A 20,121-nucleotide genomic window follows, 5' to 3' on the forward strand; every position below is an offset into this window, starting at 1 on the left:
CGGGGCGCTCCATTCGTTGAGTTCACAGCAACGATGGTGCCACAACCCTCGCCGCCGCCCCATAGCTTCTCTCCCCCACTTTCGTGGGGGCGAGGAACCGAGCGCCTCGAAAATGACGAACAAATCAATTTGCCTGTGGCAACACCCCCGCCTATCGTCCCACCCCATGACAACCGGAGCCATTGATGACATCTCAGGCTGAATGGCTGCGCGGAACGCTCTTGGCGCTGGCTCTCGTGATGACCGGCCCGGTTCTGGCCGACAACAAGCCGGACGACGGCAAGGTGACGAATTTCCTGCTCGACAACGGCATGGAGGTCGTCGTCATCCCCGATCACCGGGCGCCGATCGTCACTCATATGGTGTGGTACAAGATCGGCAGCGCGGATGAGCCGCCGGGCAAGTCCGGCATCGCCCATTTCTTCGAGCATCTGATGTTCAAGGCGACGACCAATCAGGCGGCCGGCGCGTTCGACCGCGCCGTCTCCGCCATCGGCGGTTCGAACAACGCTTTCACCTCTTATGACTACACCGCTTTTTACGAGACGGTGGTGCCACAGGCGCTCGAGCAGATGATGGATTTCGAGGCCGATCGCATGCCCAACCTCATCCTCAACGACAATGTCATCGCCACTGAGCGCGACGTGATCCTCGAGGAACGCAGCTCGCGCATTGACAGCAATCCGCAGGCGGTGCTCGGCGAGGAGGTCGATGCCACGCTCTGGCAGAACCAGCCCTATCGCATTCCGGTGATCGGCTGGATGCAGGAGATGGAGAAGCTGAACCGCGCCGACGCCAAGGCTTTCTACGACAAGTATTACACGCCCAACAACGCCGTGCTGGTGGTCGCCGGCGATGTCGACCCGGAGGTGGTCAAGGCGCTGGCCGAAAAGACCTATGGCAAGATTGCGCGTGGTCCGGACCTGCCGCCGCGCATCCGTCCGGTCGAACCCGAGCAGAACACCAGGCGCACGGTGACGCTCACTGACGCGCGTGTCAGCGTGCCGAACTTTTCCACGCAATGGGTGGTTCCCTCCTATCACACTGCAAAGCCGGGCGAAGCCGAAGCGCTGGACCTGCTGGCGGAGATCCTCGGTGGCGGTAGCCGCAGCCGGCTCCACCAGCAGCTTGTCGTCAAGCAGGGCATCGCCGCCGAGGCCGGCGCCTTCTTCCAGGGCACTATGCTCGATGCCACCAACTTCACCGTCTATGGCGCGCCGCGCGGCGACGCCAAGCTGGCCGATGTCCAGGCGGCGGTCGAGGTTGAGGTCGCCCGCATCGCCAGGGACGGCGTCACATCAGGCGAGTTGGAGAAGGCCAAGGATCGTTTCGTCCGCTCGATGATCTTCGCCCGCGACAAGCAGGATTCGATGGCCAACATCTACGGCGCGACGCTCGCCACCGGCGGCAGCGTCAGGGACGTCGAGGAATGGCCGGGCCGCATCCGCAAGGTCACCGCCGACGAAGTCAGGGACGTTGCCGCGCGCTATCTCAATCTCAACCATTCGACATCAGGCTATCTCTTGCCGCAGACGCAGGCAGGGAATTGATGTGATGACGAGCTTGAACGTTGGCGCTGCCCCTCACCTGCCTGCCGGCATCCTCTCCCCGTATAGTGACGGGGAGAGGGGCGCTGTCATCGACGGTTTCGCCAATCACCAGCGTTCGGAAGAAGGGCGCCGGCGTCGCGGCCAGCCCCTTCTCCCCGTCACTATACGGGGAGAAGTGCCCGGCAGGGCGGTGAGGGGCAGCGCCGACTTCGGCAATCATCCGTCTCGAACCGAAGTTAGAACCAAAAATTTGCGTGAGGGGAGTTATGCAAGGCGCATAGCCCCTTTGGCCATCCTGCTCCTCTCGCTGCTCTTCCTCGTCCTGCCGGCGCTTTCCGCTCGTGCGGCCATGAGCATCCAGGAGGTGACGTCGTCAAAGGGCATCACCGCCTGGCTGGTCGAGGACTATTCCGTGCCGCTGGTCGCCATCCGCTTCGTCTTCGACGGCGGCGCGACGCAGGATCCCGCCGGGAAGGAAGGGCTTGCCAATCTGATGAGCGGCCTGTTCGACGAGGGCGCCGGCAATCTCGACAGCGAGGCCTTCCAGATAAAGCTGGACGACGTCGGCGCCGAGTTGAGCTTCGAGGCGGCGCGCGACGGCACCTACGGCTCGATGCGCATGCTGGCCGAGCAGCGAGACGCGGCGTTCGACCTGTTGCGGCTGGCGGTCACCGAGCCGCGTTTCGACCAGGCGCCAATCGACCGCATCCGCGCACAGGTGCTATCCGGCATCATCGCCAACGAGCTTGACCCCGACACGCTCGCCCAGCGCAAATGGTTGGAGGCACTATACGGCACTCATCCCTATGCACGGCCCGAGGAAGGCACCAGGCAAAGCATCGCCACGATCACGCCGGACGATCTTATCGCCTTTCACAGGGCGAACTTCGCCCGCGATGGCCTGCATGTGGCGGTGGTCGGCGCCATCGATGCCGAGACGTTGAAGCAAAAGCTCGATATGGTCTTCGGCGGCCTGCCGCAACATCAGGCGCTCGCGCCCGTCGCCGATGTCGATCCGAAACTCAACCAGCAGCTCGAGGTCAATTACGACCAGCCCCAGACTTCGCTGCAACTGGCCTATCCCGGCATCAAGCGGAGTGCGCCGGATTTCTTCGCCGCCGTGCTGATGAACGAGATCCTCGGCGGCAGCGCCTTCACCTCGCGGCTGTTCGACGAGGTGCGCGAAAAACGCGGCCTGGCCTACAGCGCCAGCTCCGACCTGGTCGACCACGAGCACGCCAACGCCCTGGCCATCACCACAGCGACCCGCGCGGACCGGGCGGCCGAGACGTTGGCTGTCGTGCGCGAGGTGGTGAAGCGCATGGCGCAAGAGGGGCCGACCGAAGCGGAACTGGCGGCGACCAAGAAATACTTGATCGGCGCCTATGCCATCAACAATCTGAATTCCTCCGGCGCCATCGCCGCGACGCTGCTCGAACTGCAGCTCGACAAGCTCGGCATCGACTACATGCAGCGCCGCGCCGCCCTCATCAACGGGGTGACGCTGGATCAGGTCAAGGCGGCGGCGAAAAAACTGCTCTCCGCCGAGCCGGCCATCATGATCGTCGGGCCGAAGCACGGCGAGGCCAAGGAGGAATGAGCCCAAATGGGGGGCAAGGGATGAGCCCGAGCTTCGGCATCGCCTTCGGCGGCGGCGGCGCGCGCGGGCTGGCGCATATCCATGTTATCGAGGCGCTGGACGAGCTGGGTATAAGGCCGGTCGCGATATCAGGCTCATCGATCGGCGCCATCATGGGCGCCGGCATGGCTTCGGGCATGGCCGGCAGCGACATTCACGACTACATGCGCTCGATCCTCGGCCGCCGCGCCGAGGTGGCGGCGCGCATGTGGCGGGCTCGGCCAGGCACCTTTGCCGAGGCGCTGCAGGGCGGGCTGCGTGTCACCCAGTTCAATGTCGAGCGCATTCTCAAGGCATTCATGCCCGACGCCATACCCGAAAATTTCGCCGAACTGAAAATACCGCTGAAGGTGACGGCGACGGATTTCTTCGGCCATAAGCTCGCCGTGCTTAGCGACGGCGACCTGCATTCGGCGCTTGCCGCCTCTGCGGCTATTCCCGCGGTATTCCGCCCGGTGATGCGCGACGGCAGGCTGCTGATCGACGGCGGCATCTACAATCCGGTGCCGTTCGACCTGATCGAGCACGACGCCGACATCATCATCGCCGTCGACGTCGTTGGCGCGCCGACCAAAGGCGGGCGCAAATACCCGACCTCCGTCGACCTGATGTTCGGTGCCACGCAATTGATGATGCAGTCGATCATCGCCGCCAAGCTGAGGCAATGCCAGCCGGACATACTGGTCAGGCCGGCGGTGTCGAAATACCGCGTGCTCGATTTCATGAAGATCGACGCCTTGATGGCCGAAACGGTTGATATCAAAGACGAGCTGAAGCGGGAGATCGAGAAGGCGGTGGAGGCGCGCGCCAAGGTCGACACGGGCAAGCGCACCAAGCAGGTCGGGGGCGTGGCGCGGAAAGTCTGACGCCTGGCGGCCCTCAAGCGCAAGCGTCTGAACATCTGGAACATCCTCACTCCGATAAGCCCAGCAGACCTTCTGCGGCATGACTATTTCGTCGCGGCCTGAACCGTTCGCCGGTCGATCGAACGGTTGAGGATCAGCGCCCCGGCACGGCTTTCGCACGCTGTTCGCGGCTGTTGCCGCACGCCCGGGCAGATCGCCGCCAGTCCCTCCATCGTGAGCACGTCGGGTATTCTGGTGTGGCTGACGCAAAGCGCACCGCCGGCACCCCACGCCGCCTGCACGCCCCAATGACGACAATTGCCGTGCACACACGGCTCGACGACACAAAGGAAACCTTCAGCCGGCAAATCGGCAAATCCGCGCAACATCCCTGCCTCATCGGTGACGCCAGAAACGAGGAGATTTCTGGCGATGCAACCTCTGCGAAAAACCAACGACCGATCGAACGGCGAGGCGACGGCGGCGCGGACCGCACGCCTGGCGGTGCTGGCGGGCACTCCGGGGCTTCTCTTGACGGCATACGCGGCGGCGACGTCGACGTCGCTGACCATCCGCGCCGATCTCGCACTGACGCTGATGGACATGCTGGTGCTGGTCACCGTCGCGATCGTGGCTGGCGGACGCAAGGGCGAGGGCATCGGTCGCAAGCGTCAGGCGGCCTTGGCCGAGACGCTCGCCAACGCGTTCGCTGCGCTGGGCATGTGCCTTTCAATGGCTGTCGTCGCCAGCATCGCGGTCCAGCGGATCGCGGCCGGCGGTGTCGAACCCCACGGCCAAGGCGTTTTTCTCGCCATGAACCTGAACCTGGCCTATGCGGTGGTCAATTTCTGGATCCTGCGCCGATGGAAGGCCCGCAACAGGCTTGCCGCCTCCGCGCTGGCCCGCGCGCAAATCTGCCTGTTCTCGGACAAGCTCTCGTCGAACCTGCTCATCGCCGCGTCGCTCGCAACAGCCATGATTTGGCAAGGCACGATGGTTGCCCGCGTCATCGATCCGATTGCCGGGCTGTTGATCGCGACGATGACCGCGCGCTGGACCATTCCCGTCGTGCGGGACACTGTCCGAAGCCTGCGACGGGAATATCGCCGGGCGCGCAAGCCGATCGCGTAAGGCGAGGCAATGGACGGCTCTGATCCGTCCTGGCTGGAGGCCTTAGCCTCTTCTGTTCTGTTGAGATTCAGGTCGAGCCAAGGAATGGCGCGCAATCAGTCGCCGGATCGCTGCACTCCTCGGCCACTGTAACGGCATGGATCGATCCATGCTGTAACATTCGGGCGCTTCTGCGTTGAACAGTAGGGCAGCACCTCACTTGGCCCTTTTAGCCCTCACCGTCCTCAGTGAGCATCTTCTTCTAGCGGCGCCGTGCCTCATCGTAAGCGGGCTCGTAGACATAGCCTTCGCCGCGAACCGTCACCAGGACGGTCGGAGTGTCGGGTTCGGTCTCGAATTTCTTGCGCAGTCGGGTAATGCGGATGTCGATGCTTCGGTCGCCTGGCTCGAGGTCGCGGTTGTGGGCCAGCCTGCACAGCTGGTCGCGCGACAATATCTGCCGGGGATGGCGCGCGAAGACGCACAGCAGGTCGAATTCCATGGACGTCAACTGCACGTCGGCGCCGTCAGGGTCGACCATCGTGCGGCCGTCCATATCGAGGATGCAGCCGCCGAAACGGATGCGGTTTTCGGGCGTCCGCTCTTCCTCGCCCAGGCGCCGGATGACGCTCCTGACACGCGCCAGAAGTTCGCGTGGCTCGAACGGCTTGGCCATATAGTCGTCGGCGCCGGCGGCAAGACCCTCGAGCCGATGCGGCAGGTCACCGACGGCGGTCAGCATCAGGATGCCGGCGCGGCTCTGCCTGGCGATTTCGCGGGCGAGGTCATAGCCGCTTTCGCCGACGAGATTGACGTCGAGAATGACTAGGTTGGGACCAAAGCGGTCGAGTTCGGTGTGCATTCCCGCTCCATCCGCAACGGATCGGACATCGAAGCCGTGCACGAGCAGGTAATCCGACAGCATCTCGCGCAACGGCGCCTCATCATCGACGATGAGCAATTTCTGTTTTGTCACGCTTTAGCCCCTTCGATTGCGCTGGTCTCCATCGCCCTTAGGCGTTCCATCACCAGCCTGCGAAAGGTCTGTGGATCGAGCGGTTTCTCGATCACCGGCGCGCCCGTCTCGCCGATGAAGCGGTCGATCTCGGGTGCCAGTGTGTCGCCGGTCACGAATAGCAGCCGGCGAGTGAGCCCGGGGCGCAATTGTTCCAGCGCGCGGTAGAGACCGGGGCCGTCGAGGCCGGGCATGCGTATGTCGCTGATCAAAAGGTCGATCCCATCCTCGCGCACAGCCTTGAGGGCGGCATTCGCGTCGTCGGCGATTGTGACGTCGTGGCCATCGCGGCGCAGCATCTCGGCGATCATCGAGGCAATGTCGGAATCATCGTCGACCACCAGAATTCGTGCGGCTGAGGGCACAGGCGGCATCCTACCTGCAGCATCGGGCGGAGCAGCCGTCTCGGCTCGACCGCTCGGAAGCCTGATCGTAAACCGAGCACCGCCGCCCTCCGTCGAATCCAGCTTTATGCCGCCGTCGTGGGCTGTAACGATGCCCTGGCAGACAGATAGCCCGACGCCGGTGCCTTCGCCGGCCAATTTGGTCGTGTAAAAAGGCTCAAAAGCACGCGCGCGGACCGTCTCAGGCATGCCTGGACCATTGTCGGCGACAACGATCTCGACGGCATCGCCTTCTCCGGTGGTGACAATGGTCAGCCGCCGCGGGTGCGGGACCTGCAGCAAAGCCTGCTGCGCGTTCACCACCAGGTTGGTGACCACCTGATGAAGCTGGTCCCTGTCGCCCCAGATATTGGGAAGCGGTTCCGCCAGTTCGGTGCGGATCTCGATCCCGGCCGAGCGCAGGCTGTAGGCGGCAAGTTCCAGTGAAGCCACGACGACTTCATTGATGTCGACAGCGCCCCGTGTCGGCGGCTTCTTGCGGGCCATCGCTAGAAAGGTCCGGACGATGCGCGAGCATCGCTCGGCGGCCGCGTGGATCTTGTCGGCGCGTCCCACGGTCGCCTCGTCCGTCGAAAATTCCTTCAGCATCGAACTGTAGCCGATGACCACGGACAGGGGATTGTTGAGTTCATGCGCCACGCCGGCCAGCAGCGAACCGAGAGCGGCGAGTTTTTCCGACTGGTAAAGCGTCTCGCGTTGGCTTGCGATCTCCGCCTCGGCCTCGCGCTGGCGGGTAATGTCGGTGACGGCGGCAAGCATGGCCGAACGGCCAGCCTGCCTGATCAGCCGCGCCGAAACCAGCGTATCGATTCTCGACCCCTGCATATTGGTCATGCCGGCTTCGAATGCGTCGACGATTCCATCTCTCAGCAAAAGCCGCAGCAGATCGTCTCGCCGCGACAGATCTTGCCAGGTCGACGTCGCTTCGGCTCCGATCTGGCCGACCTCGATGCCGAGCACCTTGCGCGCCGGTTCGTTGACGAACAGGATTTCGGGGCCTTCGATTGCCGAGATGGTGATCGGCAGCGGCACGCCTTCGGCGATGGCGCGAAACTGCGCCTCCCTTTCGGCCAACAGCTTCTCGGCTTCCAGTCTGGCTTGCTCGGCCAGGACGCGGTCCGAGATATCGCGGCCGACGGATTGCACTTCGACAAGGCGCCCGTCGCTGTCGAAAATGCCGTGATCGTTCCAGGCGAGCCATCGCCGCGCACCATCCGGCATCGCATTGACCAGTTCCATGCTGGCATCCGGCGCCTGCGGGGTCAGGCGGGCAAGGTGGTCCAGGAACCTGCGCCTTTCGTCGGGCGGCAGCACATCGAGTTCGCACCAGGACGGGTCGAGAAGCTCTTCGCGCGTCATCCGGCATGCTCGGCAATAGGCGTCGTTGACGAAGCTCAAATGACCCTCCGGCGACATCCGGACGACGAACTCGGTCTGCAGCTCGACCACGCTGCGGTAGCGCTGCTCGCTGGCCTCGAGTGCCTGACGGGCGAGTTTCTGCTCGGCAACATCGCGTCCGATCGACTGTATTTCAATGAGCTTGCCGCTTTCGTCGAAGATGCCGCGATCGGTCCAATGGATATGGACCTCGCGGCCATCACTCAGGGCGCCGGCCTCTTCCACTTCGCAGACAGGCCTTTCGGGGGTCACGCGACCGATGATCTCGTCGAAGCTGCCGAAATCGGCGGAAAACGAGTTGAAATAGTGCCAGTCCGGGCTCAGCAACTCTTCGCGTGTCTTGCCGACAAGGCGGCAATACGCGTCATTGGCGAAGCTCATGCGCCCATCCGGCGCGACCCGGATGATATATTCCGTCTGTGCCTCGACAACATTGCGGTAGCGCTGTTCGCTGTCGGCCAGTTCGCGCAGAGCCGTGCGGTTTTCGGCAAAGATGCTCGAAGCCATGTCGATCCAGGGCTGCCAAAGTGCTGAGGTTTTGACGGTGGCCGCGGGCTCGCCGGCGGCGCCGGAGCGGATATGGTCGACGAGCGAGATCGCAGGTTCGACGATCTCTCTCAGAAGCACTCCGTGCAAAGCGAATACGCAGACAAGCGACCCGACCAAAATGAGCGCGTAAGGAACAAACGACTGCTGCAGGGCGTAGGCCTGGTAGAGGCCGATGCCGGCGACAAGCACGAGCAGCGGCAAAACGCAGGCCGCCATCAGCAACGCGTAGTGCCTGGACAGCTTCGAGGAGGTCGGCACGGCGAGATCTCCACAGACGGATGCGCCGTCACGACGGTTGCTGTTCCCGTGCGGCTAGTGGACTGAACGGCCCACGGCCTGTCAAGCCAGCCCGCCCGGCCATCTGCCCGACGTCGTTGAAAGATAGCCGGAGGATGTTTCACGATGATGCCGCACGCCCGATTTCCCGGCTTCTATTGTTTCAATTGTGTCGAACTCGCCCGAAATCGGCAGACGCGCCCGATTGACCCGGGGCAAATGCGCCCTGTAGGTTTGGGCCGTCGCTCGCCGCGGGGGAACGCATGGCCGACATCATTGTCGTGGACGACGAGACCGACGTGGCGTTCATGATCGCCGACTATTTGCAGGCGAAAGGCTACCGCATACGCATGGCATCCGGCGGCGCCGAATTGCGCGAGGAGATCGCGGCGGCGAAGGCCGATCTTGTCGTTCTCGACCTCAACATGCCGGGCGAGAACGGCTTTAGCCTGGCCCGCTGGCTGCGCGAGCATCACGACACCGGCATCCTGATGCTGACCGGTGCCGATTCAGTCTTCGACAAGGTGGCGGGCCTCGAGGTCGGCGCCGACGACTATCTGGCAAAACCGTTTTCACCGGTCGAGCTGGAAGCGCGGATCGCCGCGGTGCTGCGCAGGCGCAGGCCGAAGGGATCGGACAATGCCGACGCTTTGCCGGCCGGGCATTTCGCCTTCGGAACCTATGTGTTCGAGGCCCGCGCGAGAAACCTCATCGACGCCGACGGCGTGGCCATTCCGCTGACGCCGATGGAGCTCGATCTGGTGGCCGCCTTCGCCACCCGGGCCGGCCAGGTCATCGGGCGCGACGAATTGCTCGATCTTGCGCCGCCCAGGGGCGACGAGCCCTTCGATCGCAGCATCGACAGCCGCATCACCCGGCTGCGCCGCCGGCTCGAAAAGGACCCGGCCAAGCCGGAACTGATCAAGACGATTCGCGGTGTGGGATACCTGTATCCAAGACGGTGAATGAGTGCGGTTCAGGGACCAAGCTGCCCCGCGGGCGGAACGATCTGCATGACAAGGCGCATCAGATCGGCCTGGCGGGAGGCGCCGGTCTTCTGGAAGATATTGTCGAGATGCGTCTTGGCGGTCGCGTTGGCAATGTGAAGGCTGGCGGCGGTCTCGGCCAGGGTGTGCCCGGCCACAAGGCTGGCGAGCACGCGGGTTTCGGCCAGCGTAAGCCCAAAGGCTCGCGCCAGCATTCCGGCGGCGTCATGCTCGTCCGGTGCATTGCCGATGAACACCGCGGCTACCGCCGCGGGTTCCATGCCGGCGCGCAGGTCGCCGCCGGCCATCGGCAGCACGCGGGCGAAGACGGGCGGCAGGCCGGATTCGCTGAGGAGGACGGCAAGCCCTGTCTTGCCGATGCTGACCTCATCCTGAGCCGCAAGCATGATGGCGCTGTGAAGCTCCCTGGAAGCCGACGGGATCTTCGCCTGCAGAATGCCCCGGACATCCTGGATCGGGCCGCCGCTCCGGAGCATGTGCTTGGCCGAGCGGTTGGCGTGCAGGACGGCGCCACGTTCATTTGTCAGGACCACGGCGCATGTGAGGGCATCGAGCGCCTCGGCCGTCCGTGCGCGCTCGATCGTGCTGATGTCCAGCATGTTGCTGATCATCACCGAACGGCGCACATGCGGCAGCAACAGTCCGCCAAGCTTGATTTCACGCTCGGTGATAATGCCTTGCCGCTCATGTCGGGCAACGGCGAGGCCGGCAAGGCGGGTAGGGGTGTGGATCAGGAAGAACGACATGACGTCGATCAGGCCTTGCGGCTTCAGCCACTCCTGAAAATATCGCGAGGTCTCCCGATAGGTTTGAGGGATATCGCGCGAGGCCACATGCGGCATTTCGAGCGAAGGCCATGTCGAGAGGTCCTCGATCAGCCTGGCATGGATCTCGGGGATATGTTTCGCCTGCTGCTCCAGCCAGTATGGCTCTATTCCAACGGTCCTGTAGATCAGCAGCCGGTCGTTGGCGAGGTCGTCAAGGTGCAGGACCGCAGTCTGGGCATCGAGCGCATCCCTGATCCCAGCCAGCGCGTGCTCCCATCGCCCCGGGTCGAGTGCGCAATCGTAGATCGAGCCGATCAGCTTCGACAGTTCATGATGCGACAATGCCTTGGCCATCGACGGCCCCCCCGCATGTCGACAGCGCGCCCGACGCGGAAAGCCGCGCGCTCTCACCGGTGCTCTCGCCTCTCCAAACTTTAGCGATCGCTTAAATTCCAATTATCTCCCCCAAACAGGGGATGCGCAAGGACCCGGGCGGTGAAATACTCGCGCCCAAGAAGATAAGGTCACACTTAACTGTGACTACCAGTGGGGTTCAGCGCGTTCTCGGCTCGCGGGCCTTCGCCACTGTGATGCAGCCGGGGGCACTAATCAAGAATTTTGCCTGCGTGCGCCGACTATCACGGCGTGAGCGCCTATCGCTGAAACTTAAGCCGGGCTCGGCCCGGACAATTCGGGATGGAGCAGCATTATGAACAGGTACATTGCTTTTGCAGCACTTTGCATGGCGGCGATGCCCGCCCATGCCGGCGAGCTTGGAGCCATGAAGGCTGAAAGCATCGATCTCGCCGGCTTCCTTGGTGTCGTCTATTATACGCCCGAGGAGGACGGTTATCGGGTGGTCACCACAATCGCGCAGGGCGAGGCTGGCCTGCCTGTGCGTTTCGTGGCGATACTGACCGAGAACCAGAAGGTCGCGCTCTCCGTGCCGGGAAAACTGGGAGAGTCGGACCAGATCGTCGAGATATTGCGCGTTGGCGGCAAGCTTGTCGTCAGCCCGCATCCGATAGACGGGATCGTGGTTTCTTCTCCGAAGCCCGCCGTCGACTGATCCAAGTCGAGTGATCCAAGGTCGAGTGATCCGGGGGCATGCGCGTTGCGGCGGTCCTGGATGAGCCTGCAACGTGGGCGACAGACGATGCCCCTATGGCTCGTCCTCCCGTCTGTCGTCGTCTTTACCGTCGGCGCCGGCTTCGCCGCGTCTTCGCAAGCTGAGCTGGCCACGGGCAAGTTGGCCACGGGCAAGTTCTACGAAATTGTCGGCGGCAAGGTCGATGCGCGAACCTATAACGGCTTCCGTCGCTACCATGGCAGCTGCAATCACTGCCATGGTCCCGATGGCATGGGCTCGACGTTCGCCTCTGCCCTTGTCGACCGGCTGCCCGGCATCGAGGACTTTCGGCGCAATGTTCGCGACGGCGTGCGCAGCGGCCCTTCGGTCATGAAGGGCTTCGCCGACGACCCCAACGTCGCTCCTTACATCGACGACATCTACGCCTACCTGCAGGCCCGCGCCGACGGTGCGCTTGGCCGAGGACGGCCTGAGCGGCTTGAAAATTAGTGCCGCTGGCTGCCGCTTCACCAAACGACAGTGAGACGGTTATCGACCGCCACATGCGTGCCGAAAGGCGAGCACTCGCGCTCAAGCATGGCCGCGAGCCAGGCGGCATCTTCAGGCAAGGCGCGGTCTAGCCGGAACTTGGCGAGCTGGAACGGCACGAGGTCGAGCGAAACAAGCGTACCGTCCGGTATCGCGAGCCGCGGCAGGTACATCAGCGCAAGCTCACCGCGAAAGGTTTCGTACCCTGTTATCCCCTCATAGTCGGTGAGGAAGTCGCCGCACCCATAAAGGATCAGCCGGCCGTTGTGGACTTCTATCGGCTTGGGATGATGGGAGGAGTGCCCATGCACGACGTCGAAACCTGCAACATCGATGAGGGCATGGGCAAGCGCGCGTTCTTCCGCCGGGACTTGGTAGCCCCAGTTGCCGCCCCAGTGGATCGAGGCCACCGCAAGGTCGCCAGGCTGTTTTATCGCCTCGACGGATCGGGCGATCTGCTTGAGCGACCGGGCCGAGAGATCCGCCAGCAAATTGACGCCTGGCTTGTAGGCTCCGGCTGCCCATGAAGCTGGAATGCCGCTCGTCTCGAGCGCGAAGCCGAAGACCAGCACGCGGCCTCCACCTGCCAGTTCAATGGCGGCAGGCGCCGCCGCCTCATCCGCGTCAAGCCCGGCCCCGGCACAGGCGAGGCCGGCATGCCGCAGCGTGTCGAGGGTTTCGACGAGGCCGGGCTCATCCCAGTCGAGCACATGGTTGTTGGCGAGCACGCAGCAGTCTACCCGTGCCGCCGCCAGGCAGCCGATGTTGGCCGGGTTCATCTTGTAATTGATCCCCTTGGGCGCCAAGGACAGGCTGGTGGTGATGCTGGTCTCGAGATTGATGATCCGCGCATCGGGCGCTTCACGATCCAATTCGGCGAGCGCATCGCCCCAGACATACGCATCGTCGACCTTTCTCGGGATCGGGCCGTTGATGCGTTCGGCAAGCTCGACATAGGTCGTCGCCGATTTGACATAGCGCTCGCTAAGGTGCGGATCGCCCGGACTGGGGAGGATCTGGTCGATGCCGCGCCCGAGCATGACGTCGCCGCACAGGAACAGTTTTGCGCTGCTTCGAACGGGCCGTTCAGATCCTGCGGCGGCGTTGTTCGCGATCTGCGCCATCCCAGACCTCCTTCCCCGCCAACACCCAGTGATGCCGACGGTTCCAGCCCAATTTGCGCGGATCGGATCGCGCGCCCAGTCGTTAACGCAGGGGAACCGATGTTAACGCAGGAGAACCGACCGCCGAGGCCTGAAATGACCGACATAGCCTTCTCCTTCATCCCGCGCGCCGCGCGCTCAGCCAAGCCGCGCCAGACCGGCCTGACCGAGATTCGCGGGCCCTACTACAGCGCCTATGGGCCGCGTCATCTGGCCGACGTCCTGGAAATCATGGGCAACTGGATCGACGGCATCAAATTTGCCGGCGGATCATTCGCCCTGATGCCGCCCGAAGCGGTGAAATCGATCAACAAGCTGGCGCACGATCACGATGCCTATGTGTCGACGGGCGGCTGGATCGAGAATGTCCTCCGCTTCGGCCCCGACGCCGTCGACCGCTACATCGAAGAAGCCAAGGCGCTCGGGTTCGACGTGATCGAGATCTCCACCGGCTTCATCAGCCTGCCGACGGAGGCGCTGCTGCGCCTGGTCTACACCGTAAAAAAGGCCGGGCTCAAGGCCAAGCCGGAGCTCGGCATCCAGTTCGGGGCCGGTGGCGACACGTCGGCCAAGGAGCTCGAAGCCGAGGGCACCAGGGATGTCGGCTGGCTGGTCGCACAGGCCCGGAGGGCCCTCGATGCCGGTGCCGACATCATCATGATCGAAAGTGAAGGGATCACCGAAAACGTGACGTCCTGGCGCACCGACGTGGTGGCCCGCATCATCAACGAGCTCGGCCTGGAGGCGGTGATGTTCGAAGCGGCCGACCCGGCGGTCTTCGAATGGTACGTCAAGAATTACGGCAACGAGATCAACCTGTTCGTCGACCACAGCCAGATCGTGCAGCTCGAGGCGCTGCGCTCCGGCATCTGGGGAACCAAGAGCACCTGGGGGCGGATTCAGAATGTTGGGTGAGGGGCGTTTGAGACGACTGCGATGGCAATCGCTCCAGGTTTGCGCTGCCCCTCATCGCCCTGCGTTCCAGCGTTGGTGGTTGGCGAAAGCCGAAGCGACATCCGATCTCCCCCCTTGCGGGGGAGATGTCCGGCAGGACAGAGGGGGGTGGGAAGGATCGCTGACTTCAGCCATTCCTAACCGGGAGTCAGCGTGAGAACGTGGCTGTGACTGGTTGATAGGTCGGCGGGACAGCACCCCCTCTGCCCTACCGGGCATCTCCCCCGCAAGGGGGGAGATCGGCAGTTTCGCCGACGGCGCTTCTGCGGATCAGATCGAGATTGGCGCCCTCAGCCCCACTTCATCTCGCCGGTGGCGACCTTGGAGCCGATGTCGAGCGCGACGCCCATGCCGAGGCCGGGGAAGCGGGCTTCCATGGCGCCCTTGAGCGCGGCCGCGTCCTTGGCCTTGGCCAGCTCTTCCTCGAAGGCAATGAGATAGGCCTTGGTGTCTCGACGCCCGAAAGATCGGTGGCGGCCTGCGGCGTCATGTGGCCGGGCACGACGATTTCAGGCTTGGCGGCGGCGATCTTTTCGAGATTGGCGAGCCAGGCGGCGCGCTGTTCCTTGGTCGACGTGTCGGCGGTCCAGACATGCACGCCCGAAAAAATCATCACCCCGCCGAACACCGCATTCAGCGACGGCACCGAGAGATAGCGCCGGTTGGCAAGGCCTTCCGCGTCGACGATCTCGATGGTCTCGCCATCGACCTTGAGCGTCTTGCCGTCGAACACTTCGGGGATGACGACGTCGGCGAGCGCCTGCGGGCCGTTCACCTTAAGCTGCGGCCCCCAAACGGCGATTTTCTTGTCGACGTTGCCGTTGATGGCGGTCACCGTCTCGGCTGCGGCGATCACCCGTGCCTGCGGGAACGCGTCCTTGATCGGCTTGAGGCCGAAATAATAGTCCGGGTCGGACTGGCTGACATAGATGGTGGTGAGCGTCTTGCCGGTCGCCTTGATCGCGTCGGCCACGGCTTGGCCGTCGGAGTAGGTGAAACCGCCATCGATCAGCAGCGCCTCGGAGGCGCCGGTGATCAGCACGGGGGCGCGAAAGAAGCCGTTTTCGCCGGCAGGGAAATGTTTCCAGGAAAGGCCCGCGGCCGCATGACCAAGCCCGGCGGGAGCGAAGACGGCAGCGGCGCCGGCGGCGAGGGTGGTTTTCATGATGGCTCTCCGTGGGAACATTGATGTCTCCTGGGGCTTTAGAATGCGGAATTCGGGCGGGCGCATCTCCCGCCCAGCCGCGATGTCCGCAAGATGGCAAAGGTAGAATGCGTATTGAAGACCAACAAAATAGACGTAATGTATGTCATCGCCTGACAATGAGGCCGCACTTGCCATGAGCCGCGCATGAACCTGAACCGGCTGGCCTATTTCGCGGCGGTGGTCGATGCCGGCTCCTTCACGCGGGCCGCCGAGCGGCTGGGCATCACCAAGGCGGTCGTCAGCCAGCAGGTGGCGCGGCTGGAACGCGATGTCGGAACGACGCTGCTGATCCGCACGACGCGCCGCGTCCATCCGACCGAGGCCGGCCGGACATTCCATGCGCGGTGCCTAAAAATCCTGCAGCAGGCTGAGGATGCCTTCGACGAGCTCGCGCAGGCGGCCGCCGAGCCGACCGGCACGCTGCGCATCGCGGCGTCCAATGACTACGGCACCTCGGCGGTGGTGCCGGTGGTCGCCGCCTTCAGCACGCGCTATCCCGCCTGCCGGGTCGAGCTGACGCTGGGCGACGAGACGATCGACCTGGCTTCTGGTGGAATGGACGTGGCGATCCGCGTCGGCTGGCTGGCCGATTCCAGCCTCCAGGCGCGACGGATCGGCACCTTCCGGCAATTCATGGTGTGCGGCGCCGACTTTGCCGGCCGCCTCACGGCCGGCGAACCGCAAGACCTTGCCGGGCTGCCCTTCGTCGCCAACATGGCGCTGCGCGAACCGCTGCTATGGCAATATTCGCGCGGCGACGACGAGCACCGCGCCGTGCGCATGCAGGCAACTATCGCCATCGACGCAACGCCGGCAGTGCTGGCGGCCGTCCGCGCCGGCGCCGGCCTGTCGGTCCTGCCGGACTTTTTGGTGCGGGACGAGCTGGCCGCCGGGCGGCTCGTCCACATCCTGCCCGAGTGGCGGCTGCCCTCCGGAGGCATCTACACAGTCTACCCGGCCGCACGTTTTCGGCCGCCCAAGGTGACGAGGTTTGTCGAGATGCTGGTCGCGGCTGAGCAGGAGATGGGGTGAAGCGGGGGAGGGACGGGCCGGCGGAGATGACGCCGGAGGTCACGGAAATCCATGACCGGGCGCGCGAAAAGCTCAGCGGCATTGGAAAGGGAGGACCGAACATGGCATCTGTCGCGCGGATCGCCACATGGACGACCAGCACGAAGTGCTGTGGTGCGCTGCAAGTATGGATTTTCAGAGAGCTGCAGCGAGCGTTTCCAGTAGATTTGTGTGGTGTGCGGACATATCCTGCAACTTTAGGACCGAATGCGGGAGGACCATCATGCCAAAGAAGGACGTAAGCTTTTCTCGACGCACATTTCTCGGCGGCAGCGCCCTGGCGCTTGCCAGCGGCACGATTTCGATGCCGTTCGTGCGGATCGCGCGCGCCCAGGCGGCGACTTTCAAGGCCGGCGTCATCACGTCTCTGTCGGGCGAGAATATTTCGGGCGGCAATTTGACCAAGAACGGTTACGATCTCTGGGCCGACGCGGCCAACGAGAAGGGCGGCGTCGAGGTCGGCGGCGAGCGTTTCATGGTCGAGATGTTCTATGGCGACGACCAGAGCAATCCGGCTACCGGCGCCGACGCCGCCGAACGGCTGATCGTGCAGAACGAGGTCGATTTCCTGCTCGGCCCCTACACCAGTGGCTCGACAATCGCCGTTCAGCCGATCTGCCAGAAATACCAGGTGCCGATGATTTCGGGCTCGGCCGAGTCGCCCAATGTCTGGTTGGCCAAGCCCGAATTCAATTTCGGCATCATCCCTTCCGTCGACACGACATCCGGCCAGTCGCTGGGCGTGCTGGCGGCGCTGTCAAACCCGAAGGCGAAGACGATCGCGGTGATCGGGGTCAACGAACCCTTTTCGAAGGAGACCGGCGAAGGCTTCCAGCGCGGCGCCAAGGAAGCGGGGCTCGAAGTCGTCGCCTACGAGCTCGTTCCGGCTTCCGGCGATCTCACCCCGGTAATGTCCAAGATCGCCGCCCTCAACCCTGACATCGTCGCGGTGGGCGGGCATGAAGAGCCGCTGATAAATGTGATCAAGACGTCGAAATCGCTGAATTATCGGCCGAAGGCCTTGATCATGCATTACGGCGTGACCAATCCGGCCTTCGCCGAAGCGCTCGGCGCTGATGCGAACGGCACCTCCGGTGTCGCCGTATGGCTGCCTACGGTGCCCTACAAGGACGACCTGTTCGGCACCGCACAGGACTATGTCGCGCGGGCCCAGGCTAAGTTCGGCCATGAGCCCGACTACACGGAAGCCGCCTGCTCGGCCAGCGGCCTCGTCTTCGCCGACGCGGCCAAGCGACTGGGCAAGAAGCCTTCGCTCACCCCCGAGGATCGCGTCGCTCTCAAGGATGCCATCGCCGACACCGACATCACGACTTTTTACGGACCGATCAAGTTCGAGAAGGAAGGCGACCACTATCACGACAACATCCAGCCGGTGCCAGTCGTGATCCAGATCCAGGATGGAAAGACCGTCGCTGTCGGCCCGAAGGAAGCGGCCGCGGCCGAGTTCATCTACCCGTTGCCGTCCTGGAAATAATCGCGACTTGAGGCGGGCGGAGGCGCTATTCGCCGTTGCCTGCTACGGCAGCGGCAGCATGATGGCGGCCGGCTCTTCCAAAGGCCGGGCTGTAGGTTGGGCTTTATACTGCGGGCGTCAATTCGCACTCGCGCCAAAAGCATGTTGCGGATTTCTTGGACTGACGGACAGGTTTGCCATTGGATCTTTTTCTTCAAACCCTGCTCAACGGCCTGCTGATAGGCGGTGTCATCGCCACGTTTTCGATCGCCTTCCAACTGACCTTCGGCGTGCTCCATGTCATCGACTTTGCGGTCGGCGCGTGGGTCGTGCTCGGCGGCTACTTCGCCTACTACATGGCGGCCCTTCTCGGCATAGACGGGTTCCTCGCCATGCCGATGGCCTTCGTCCTGTTCGGCGCGATCGGCTATCTCATGGGGCCGATGATCTACAATGTTCGAAACAGCCGCACGGCGCGACCCGAACTGATGGCGCTCGCGCTGACCTTCGGCATCTTCACCTTGCTGCGCGGCGGAATGCTGACCGTCTGGGGTTTCAATACGCATAGCGTGCCGACGGCGCTCAGCGGTCACAGCATCATGATCGGCCCGGTCACTGTGCCCCTGATCCGGGTGGCGGCGGCGGCGTTTGCGGTACTCATCGCCGGCGGGCTGTTTTTCTTTCTCTTTCGCACGCGCTACGGGCTGGCGATCCGAGCGACGGCCGAAAACCGCCAGAACGCGGCCTTGATGGGGGTCAACATCCGGCGTCTCAGCGCCAATGTTTACGGGCTCTACGCGGGGATCACGGCGATGTCGGGCGTTCTGATGGGAGGCATCTATTCGGTCAATCCGGAGATCGGCCTGCGCTATACGCTGTTCGCCTTCTTCGTCGCCGTGCTGGCAGGGCTGGGCTCGCTGGGCGGCGCGCTTGTGGCTGCCCTGCTTCTGGGCGTCATCGAAGCCTTTGTCGCGACGTATGGCGGAGCCAGCTACTCGCATCTCGCGATCTTCGCAACGCTCTTCCTTGTCCTGTTGGTTTCCCCGCGCGGCATCCTGCGGCGCGGACTGTGAGATGGCCCAGACCATGAAAAATCGTTGGGCCGGCCTGCTTCTCCTCGTCGTCATCCTCGTCGTGCTGGCGTTGCTGCCGGTGCTGGTCAACAATTACTGGCTGCGCATCGCCACCGGCGCGCTGATGTGGGCGGGGCTCGCCTGTTCCTGGAACATGCTAGGCGGCTATGCCGGCTACATCAATTTCGGCCATTCGGCCTTCTTCGGCATCGGCGCCTACGCCACCGCCCTCCTGATGGGCGCGGATTTCGCTGTGCCGTTCCTCGCCACCATTCCCATCGGCATGATCGTCACAGCCCTGTTTGCGGTCGTCATCGGCGCGCCGACATTGCGGCTGCGCGGCGCTTATTTCGCCATCGCCACCTGGGCCTTCGCCGAAGTGCTCATGCAGTTCGCCACCGTCGTCGACTTCACCGGCGGAACCGGCGGTATCGGCCTGCCTCCCTTCCTCAACGAGCGCTTCTTCTATTTCGCCATGTTCGCGGCCGCCGTCCTGACCTATTTCCTCACCTGGTTGCTGTTCGAGCGCTCCCGCTTCGGCTTGAAGGTCAAGGCCTTACGGGACCACGAACCGGCGGCCGAAGCCATGGGCATCAACACCTCGCTGGTCAAGTTGCAGACCTTCATGCTCAGCGCCGTCGTCGCCTCCGTGTTCGGCAGTATTTTCGCCTACTGGGTGACCTTCATCAATCCAAAGAGCGTGTTCGGCGGCGACATCACCGACCAGATGGTCGTCATGGTCCTGCTCGGCGGGCTCGGCAGCCTGTGGGGGCCGGCCATCGGCGGCGTCGCGCTGTTCTTCGTCAACCGGCTTATTTGGATGTACTATGGCGATACCGCCTTCTATATCGCCATTCTCGGCGCCGCCATCATCCTGGTGGTGCTGTTCCTGCCCAACGGCATCGCCGGCCTGTTTGCGCGGCGAAGCGGGAAATCAGGCAGCGTGCTCGACACGGTGCTCGGACGCCTGCTCGGCTCCCGCCAGGGAGGACGCTCGTGAG

Annotated in this window: 17 protein-coding genes and 1 pseudogene; 12 read left to right on the top strand and 6 right to left on the bottom strand. The window is 63.7% G+C overall.

The features are described 5' to 3' along the window. Nucleotides 1–185: 185 nt before the first annotated feature. From AC0L3N_RS28775 to AC0L3N_RS28785, 3 genes are all read left to right on the top strand, one after another. A complete protein-coding gene (locus tag AC0L3N_RS28775) occupies nucleotides 186–1,550 on the top strand; it encodes a M16 family metallopeptidase (RefSeq protein WP_473550900.1) in 1,365 nt (454 codons plus the stop codon). Between the two features lie 277 nt (nucleotides 1,551–1,827). Further along, on the top strand, nucleotides 1,828–3,150 hold the full coding sequence (locus tag AC0L3N_RS28780) for a M16 family metallopeptidase (RefSeq protein WP_473550964.1): 1,323 nt from the start codon (nucleotides 1,828–1,830) through the stop codon (nucleotides 3,148–3,150). A gap of 20 nt (nucleotides 3,151–3,170) precedes the next feature. Further along, on the top strand, nucleotides 3,171–4,055 hold the full coding sequence (locus AC0L3N_RS28785; RefSeq protein ID WP_258118009.1) for a patatin-like phospholipase family protein: 885 nt from the start codon (nucleotides 3,171–3,173) through the stop codon (nucleotides 4,053–4,055). 83 nt (nucleotides 4,056–4,138) lie between these two features. On the opposite strand, the gene AC0L3N_RS28790 is transcribed toward AC0L3N_RS28785, so the two are convergent. Further along, nucleotides 4,139–4,423: a hypothetical protein gene (locus AC0L3N_RS28790; protein ID WP_473550902.1), complete on the bottom strand. Its 285-nt coding sequence runs from the start codon at nucleotides 4,421–4,423 to the stop codon at nucleotides 4,139–4,141. A gap of 43 nt (nucleotides 4,424–4,466) precedes the next feature. Here AC0L3N_RS28790 and AC0L3N_RS28795 point away from each other — a divergent pair, with 43 nt between their 5' ends. Continuing rightward, nucleotides 4,467–5,165 carry a cation diffusion facilitator family transporter gene (locus tag AC0L3N_RS28795; protein WP_473550903.1) on the top strand — a complete coding sequence of 233 codons (699 nt, stop codon included), beginning with the start codon at nucleotides 4,467–4,469 and terminating at the stop codon, nucleotides 5,163–5,165. Nucleotides 5,166–5,406: 241 nt separating this feature from the next. Here AC0L3N_RS28795 and AC0L3N_RS28800 read toward each other — a convergent pair whose 3' ends face one another. Both AC0L3N_RS28800 and AC0L3N_RS28805 read right to left on the bottom strand, forming a co-directional pair. After that, nucleotides 5,407–6,120 carry a response regulator gene (locus AC0L3N_RS28800; protein ID WP_473550904.1) on the bottom strand — a complete coding sequence of 238 codons (714 nt, stop codon included), beginning with the start codon at nucleotides 6,118–6,120 and terminating at the stop codon, nucleotides 5,407–5,409. Continuing rightward, nucleotides 6,117–8,768, bottom strand: a complete 2,652-nt coding sequence (locus tag AC0L3N_RS28805; RefSeq protein WP_473550906.1) for a hybrid sensor histidine kinase/response regulator — start codon at nucleotides 8,766–8,768, stop codon at nucleotides 6,117–6,119. The genes AC0L3N_RS28800 and AC0L3N_RS28805 overlap by 4 nt, the downstream gene beginning before the upstream one ends. A 281-nt stretch (nucleotides 8,769–9,049) precedes the next feature. Between AC0L3N_RS28805 and AC0L3N_RS28810 the strand changes: the two genes are divergently transcribed. Then, on the top strand, nucleotides 9,050–9,751 hold the full coding sequence (locus AC0L3N_RS28810) for a response regulator transcription factor (protein ID WP_473550907.1): 702 nt from the start codon (nucleotides 9,050–9,052) through the stop codon (nucleotides 9,749–9,751). Between the two features lie 11 nt (nucleotides 9,752–9,762). Here the strand turns inward: AC0L3N_RS28810 and AC0L3N_RS28815 are convergent, their stop codons facing one another. Further along, the gene (locus AC0L3N_RS28815; protein WP_473550908.1) at nucleotides 9,763–10,914 is read right to left on the bottom strand and encodes a helix-turn-helix transcriptional regulator; all 1,152 of its coding nucleotides are present in this window, start codon (nucleotides 10,912–10,914) and stop codon (nucleotides 9,763–9,765) included. Nucleotides 10,915–11,269: 355 nt separating this feature from the next. On the opposite strand from AC0L3N_RS28815, the gene AC0L3N_RS28820 reads away from it, so the two are divergent. Continuing rightward, complete coding sequence (locus AC0L3N_RS28820; RefSeq protein ID WP_123151614.1) at nucleotides 11,270–11,629, top strand: hypothetical protein; 360 nt, start codon at nucleotides 11,270–11,272, stop codon at nucleotides 11,627–11,629. Nucleotides 11,630–11,716: 87 nt separating this feature from the next. Continuing rightward, complete coding sequence (locus AC0L3N_RS28825) at nucleotides 11,717–12,139, top strand: c-type cytochrome (protein WP_473550910.1); 423 nt, start codon at nucleotides 11,717–11,719, stop codon at nucleotides 12,137–12,139. Nucleotides 12,140–12,156: 17 nt separating this feature from the next. Here the strand turns inward: AC0L3N_RS28825 and AC0L3N_RS28830 are convergent, their stop codons facing one another. Then, on the bottom strand, nucleotides 12,157–13,302 hold the full coding sequence (locus AC0L3N_RS28830) for a CapA family protein (RefSeq protein ID WP_473550911.1): 1,146 nt from the start codon (nucleotides 13,300–13,302) through the stop codon (nucleotides 12,157–12,159). Nucleotides 13,303–13,437: 135 nt separating this feature from the next. Here AC0L3N_RS28830 and AC0L3N_RS28835 point away from each other — a divergent pair, with 135 nt between their 5' ends. Continuing rightward, nucleotides 13,438–14,256: a phosphosulfolactate synthase gene (locus AC0L3N_RS28835; RefSeq protein ID WP_473550912.1), complete on the top strand. Its 819-nt coding sequence runs from the start codon at nucleotides 13,438–13,440 to the stop codon at nucleotides 14,254–14,256. A gap of 329 nt (nucleotides 14,257–14,585) precedes the next feature. On the opposite strand, the pseudogene AC0L3N_RS28840 reads toward AC0L3N_RS28835, so the two are convergent. Continuing rightward, nucleotides 14,586–15,481, bottom strand: a pseudogene (locus AC0L3N_RS28840) (MBL fold metallo-hydrolase). 165 nt (nucleotides 15,482–15,646) lie between these two features. Between AC0L3N_RS28840 and AC0L3N_RS28845 the strand changes: the two are divergent. From AC0L3N_RS28845 to AC0L3N_RS28860, 4 genes are all read left to right on the top strand, one after another. Next, nucleotides 15,647–16,534, top strand: coding sequence for a LysR family transcriptional regulator (locus AC0L3N_RS28845; protein WP_473550914.1), 888 nt, complete (start codon nucleotides 15,647–15,649; stop codon nucleotides 16,532–16,534). A gap of 262 nt (nucleotides 16,535–16,796) precedes the next feature. Continuing rightward, nucleotides 16,797–18,068: an amino acid ABC transporter substrate-binding protein gene (locus tag AC0L3N_RS28850; protein ID WP_473550915.1), complete on the top strand. Its 1,272-nt coding sequence runs from the start codon at nucleotides 16,797–16,799 to the stop codon at nucleotides 18,066–18,068. A gap of 179 nt (nucleotides 18,069–18,247) precedes the next feature. Further along, nucleotides 18,248–19,120 (top strand): branched-chain amino acid ABC transporter permease, encoded by an 873-nt coding sequence (locus AC0L3N_RS28855; RefSeq protein ID WP_473489868.1) that lies wholly within the window; start codon nucleotides 18,248–18,250, stop codon nucleotides 19,118–19,120. Nucleotides 19,121–19,133: 13 nt separating this feature from the next. Further along, nucleotides 19,134–20,120 carry a branched-chain amino acid ABC transporter permease gene (locus tag AC0L3N_RS28860; RefSeq protein ID WP_473550917.1) on the top strand — a complete coding sequence of 329 codons (987 nt, stop codon included), beginning with the start codon at nucleotides 19,134–19,136 and terminating at the stop codon, nucleotides 20,118–20,120. Nucleotide 20,121: the final 1 nt, after the last annotated feature.

The sequence above is a fragment of the Mesorhizobium sp. WSM4807 genome (assembly GCF_055811615.1).

Coding starts and splice junctions, on each gene's coding strand:
- AC0L3N_RS28775 (WP_473550900.1), top strand. CDS start 186: ATGACATCTCAGGCTGAATGGCTGCGCGGAACGCTCTTGGCGCTGGCT.
- AC0L3N_RS28785 (WP_258118009.1), top strand. CDS start 3,171: ATGAGCCCGAGCTTCGGCATCGCCTTCGGCGGCGGCGGCGCGCGCGGG.
- AC0L3N_RS28790 (WP_473550902.1), bottom strand. CDS start 4,423: ATGTTGCGCGGATTTGCCGATTTGCCGGCTGAAGGTTTCCTTTGTGTC.
- AC0L3N_RS28795 (WP_473550903.1), top strand. CDS start 4,467: ATGCAACCTCTGCGAAAAACCAACGACCGATCGAACGGCGAGGCGACG.
- AC0L3N_RS28810 (WP_473550907.1), top strand. CDS start 9,050: ATGGCCGACATCATTGTCGTGGACGACGAGACCGACGTGGCGTTCATG.
- AC0L3N_RS28815 (WP_473550908.1), bottom strand. CDS start 10,914: ATGGCCAAGGCATTGTCGCATCATGAACTGTCGAAGCTGATCGGCTCG.
- AC0L3N_RS28820 (WP_123151614.1), top strand. CDS start 11,270: ATGAACAGGTACATTGCTTTTGCAGCACTTTGCATGGCGGCGATGCCC.
- AC0L3N_RS28825 (WP_473550910.1), top strand. CDS start 11,717: ATGCCCCTATGGCTCGTCCTCCCGTCTGTCGTCGTCTTTACCGTCGGC.
- AC0L3N_RS28830 (WP_473550911.1), bottom strand. CDS start 13,302: ATGGCGCAGATCGCGAACAACGCCGCCGCAGGATCTGAACGGCCCGTT.
- AC0L3N_RS28835 (WP_473550912.1), top strand. CDS start 13,438: ATGACCGACATAGCCTTCTCCTTCATCCCGCGCGCCGCGCGCTCAGCC.
- AC0L3N_RS28845 (WP_473550914.1), top strand. CDS start 15,647: ATGAACCTGAACCGGCTGGCCTATTTCGCGGCGGTGGTCGATGCCGGC.
- AC0L3N_RS28850 (WP_473550915.1), top strand. CDS start 16,797: ATGCCAAAGAAGGACGTAAGCTTTTCTCGACGCACATTTCTCGGCGGC.
- AC0L3N_RS28860 (WP_473550917.1), top strand. CDS start 19,134: ATGAAAAATCGTTGGGCCGGCCTGCTTCTCCTCGTCGTCATCCTCGTC.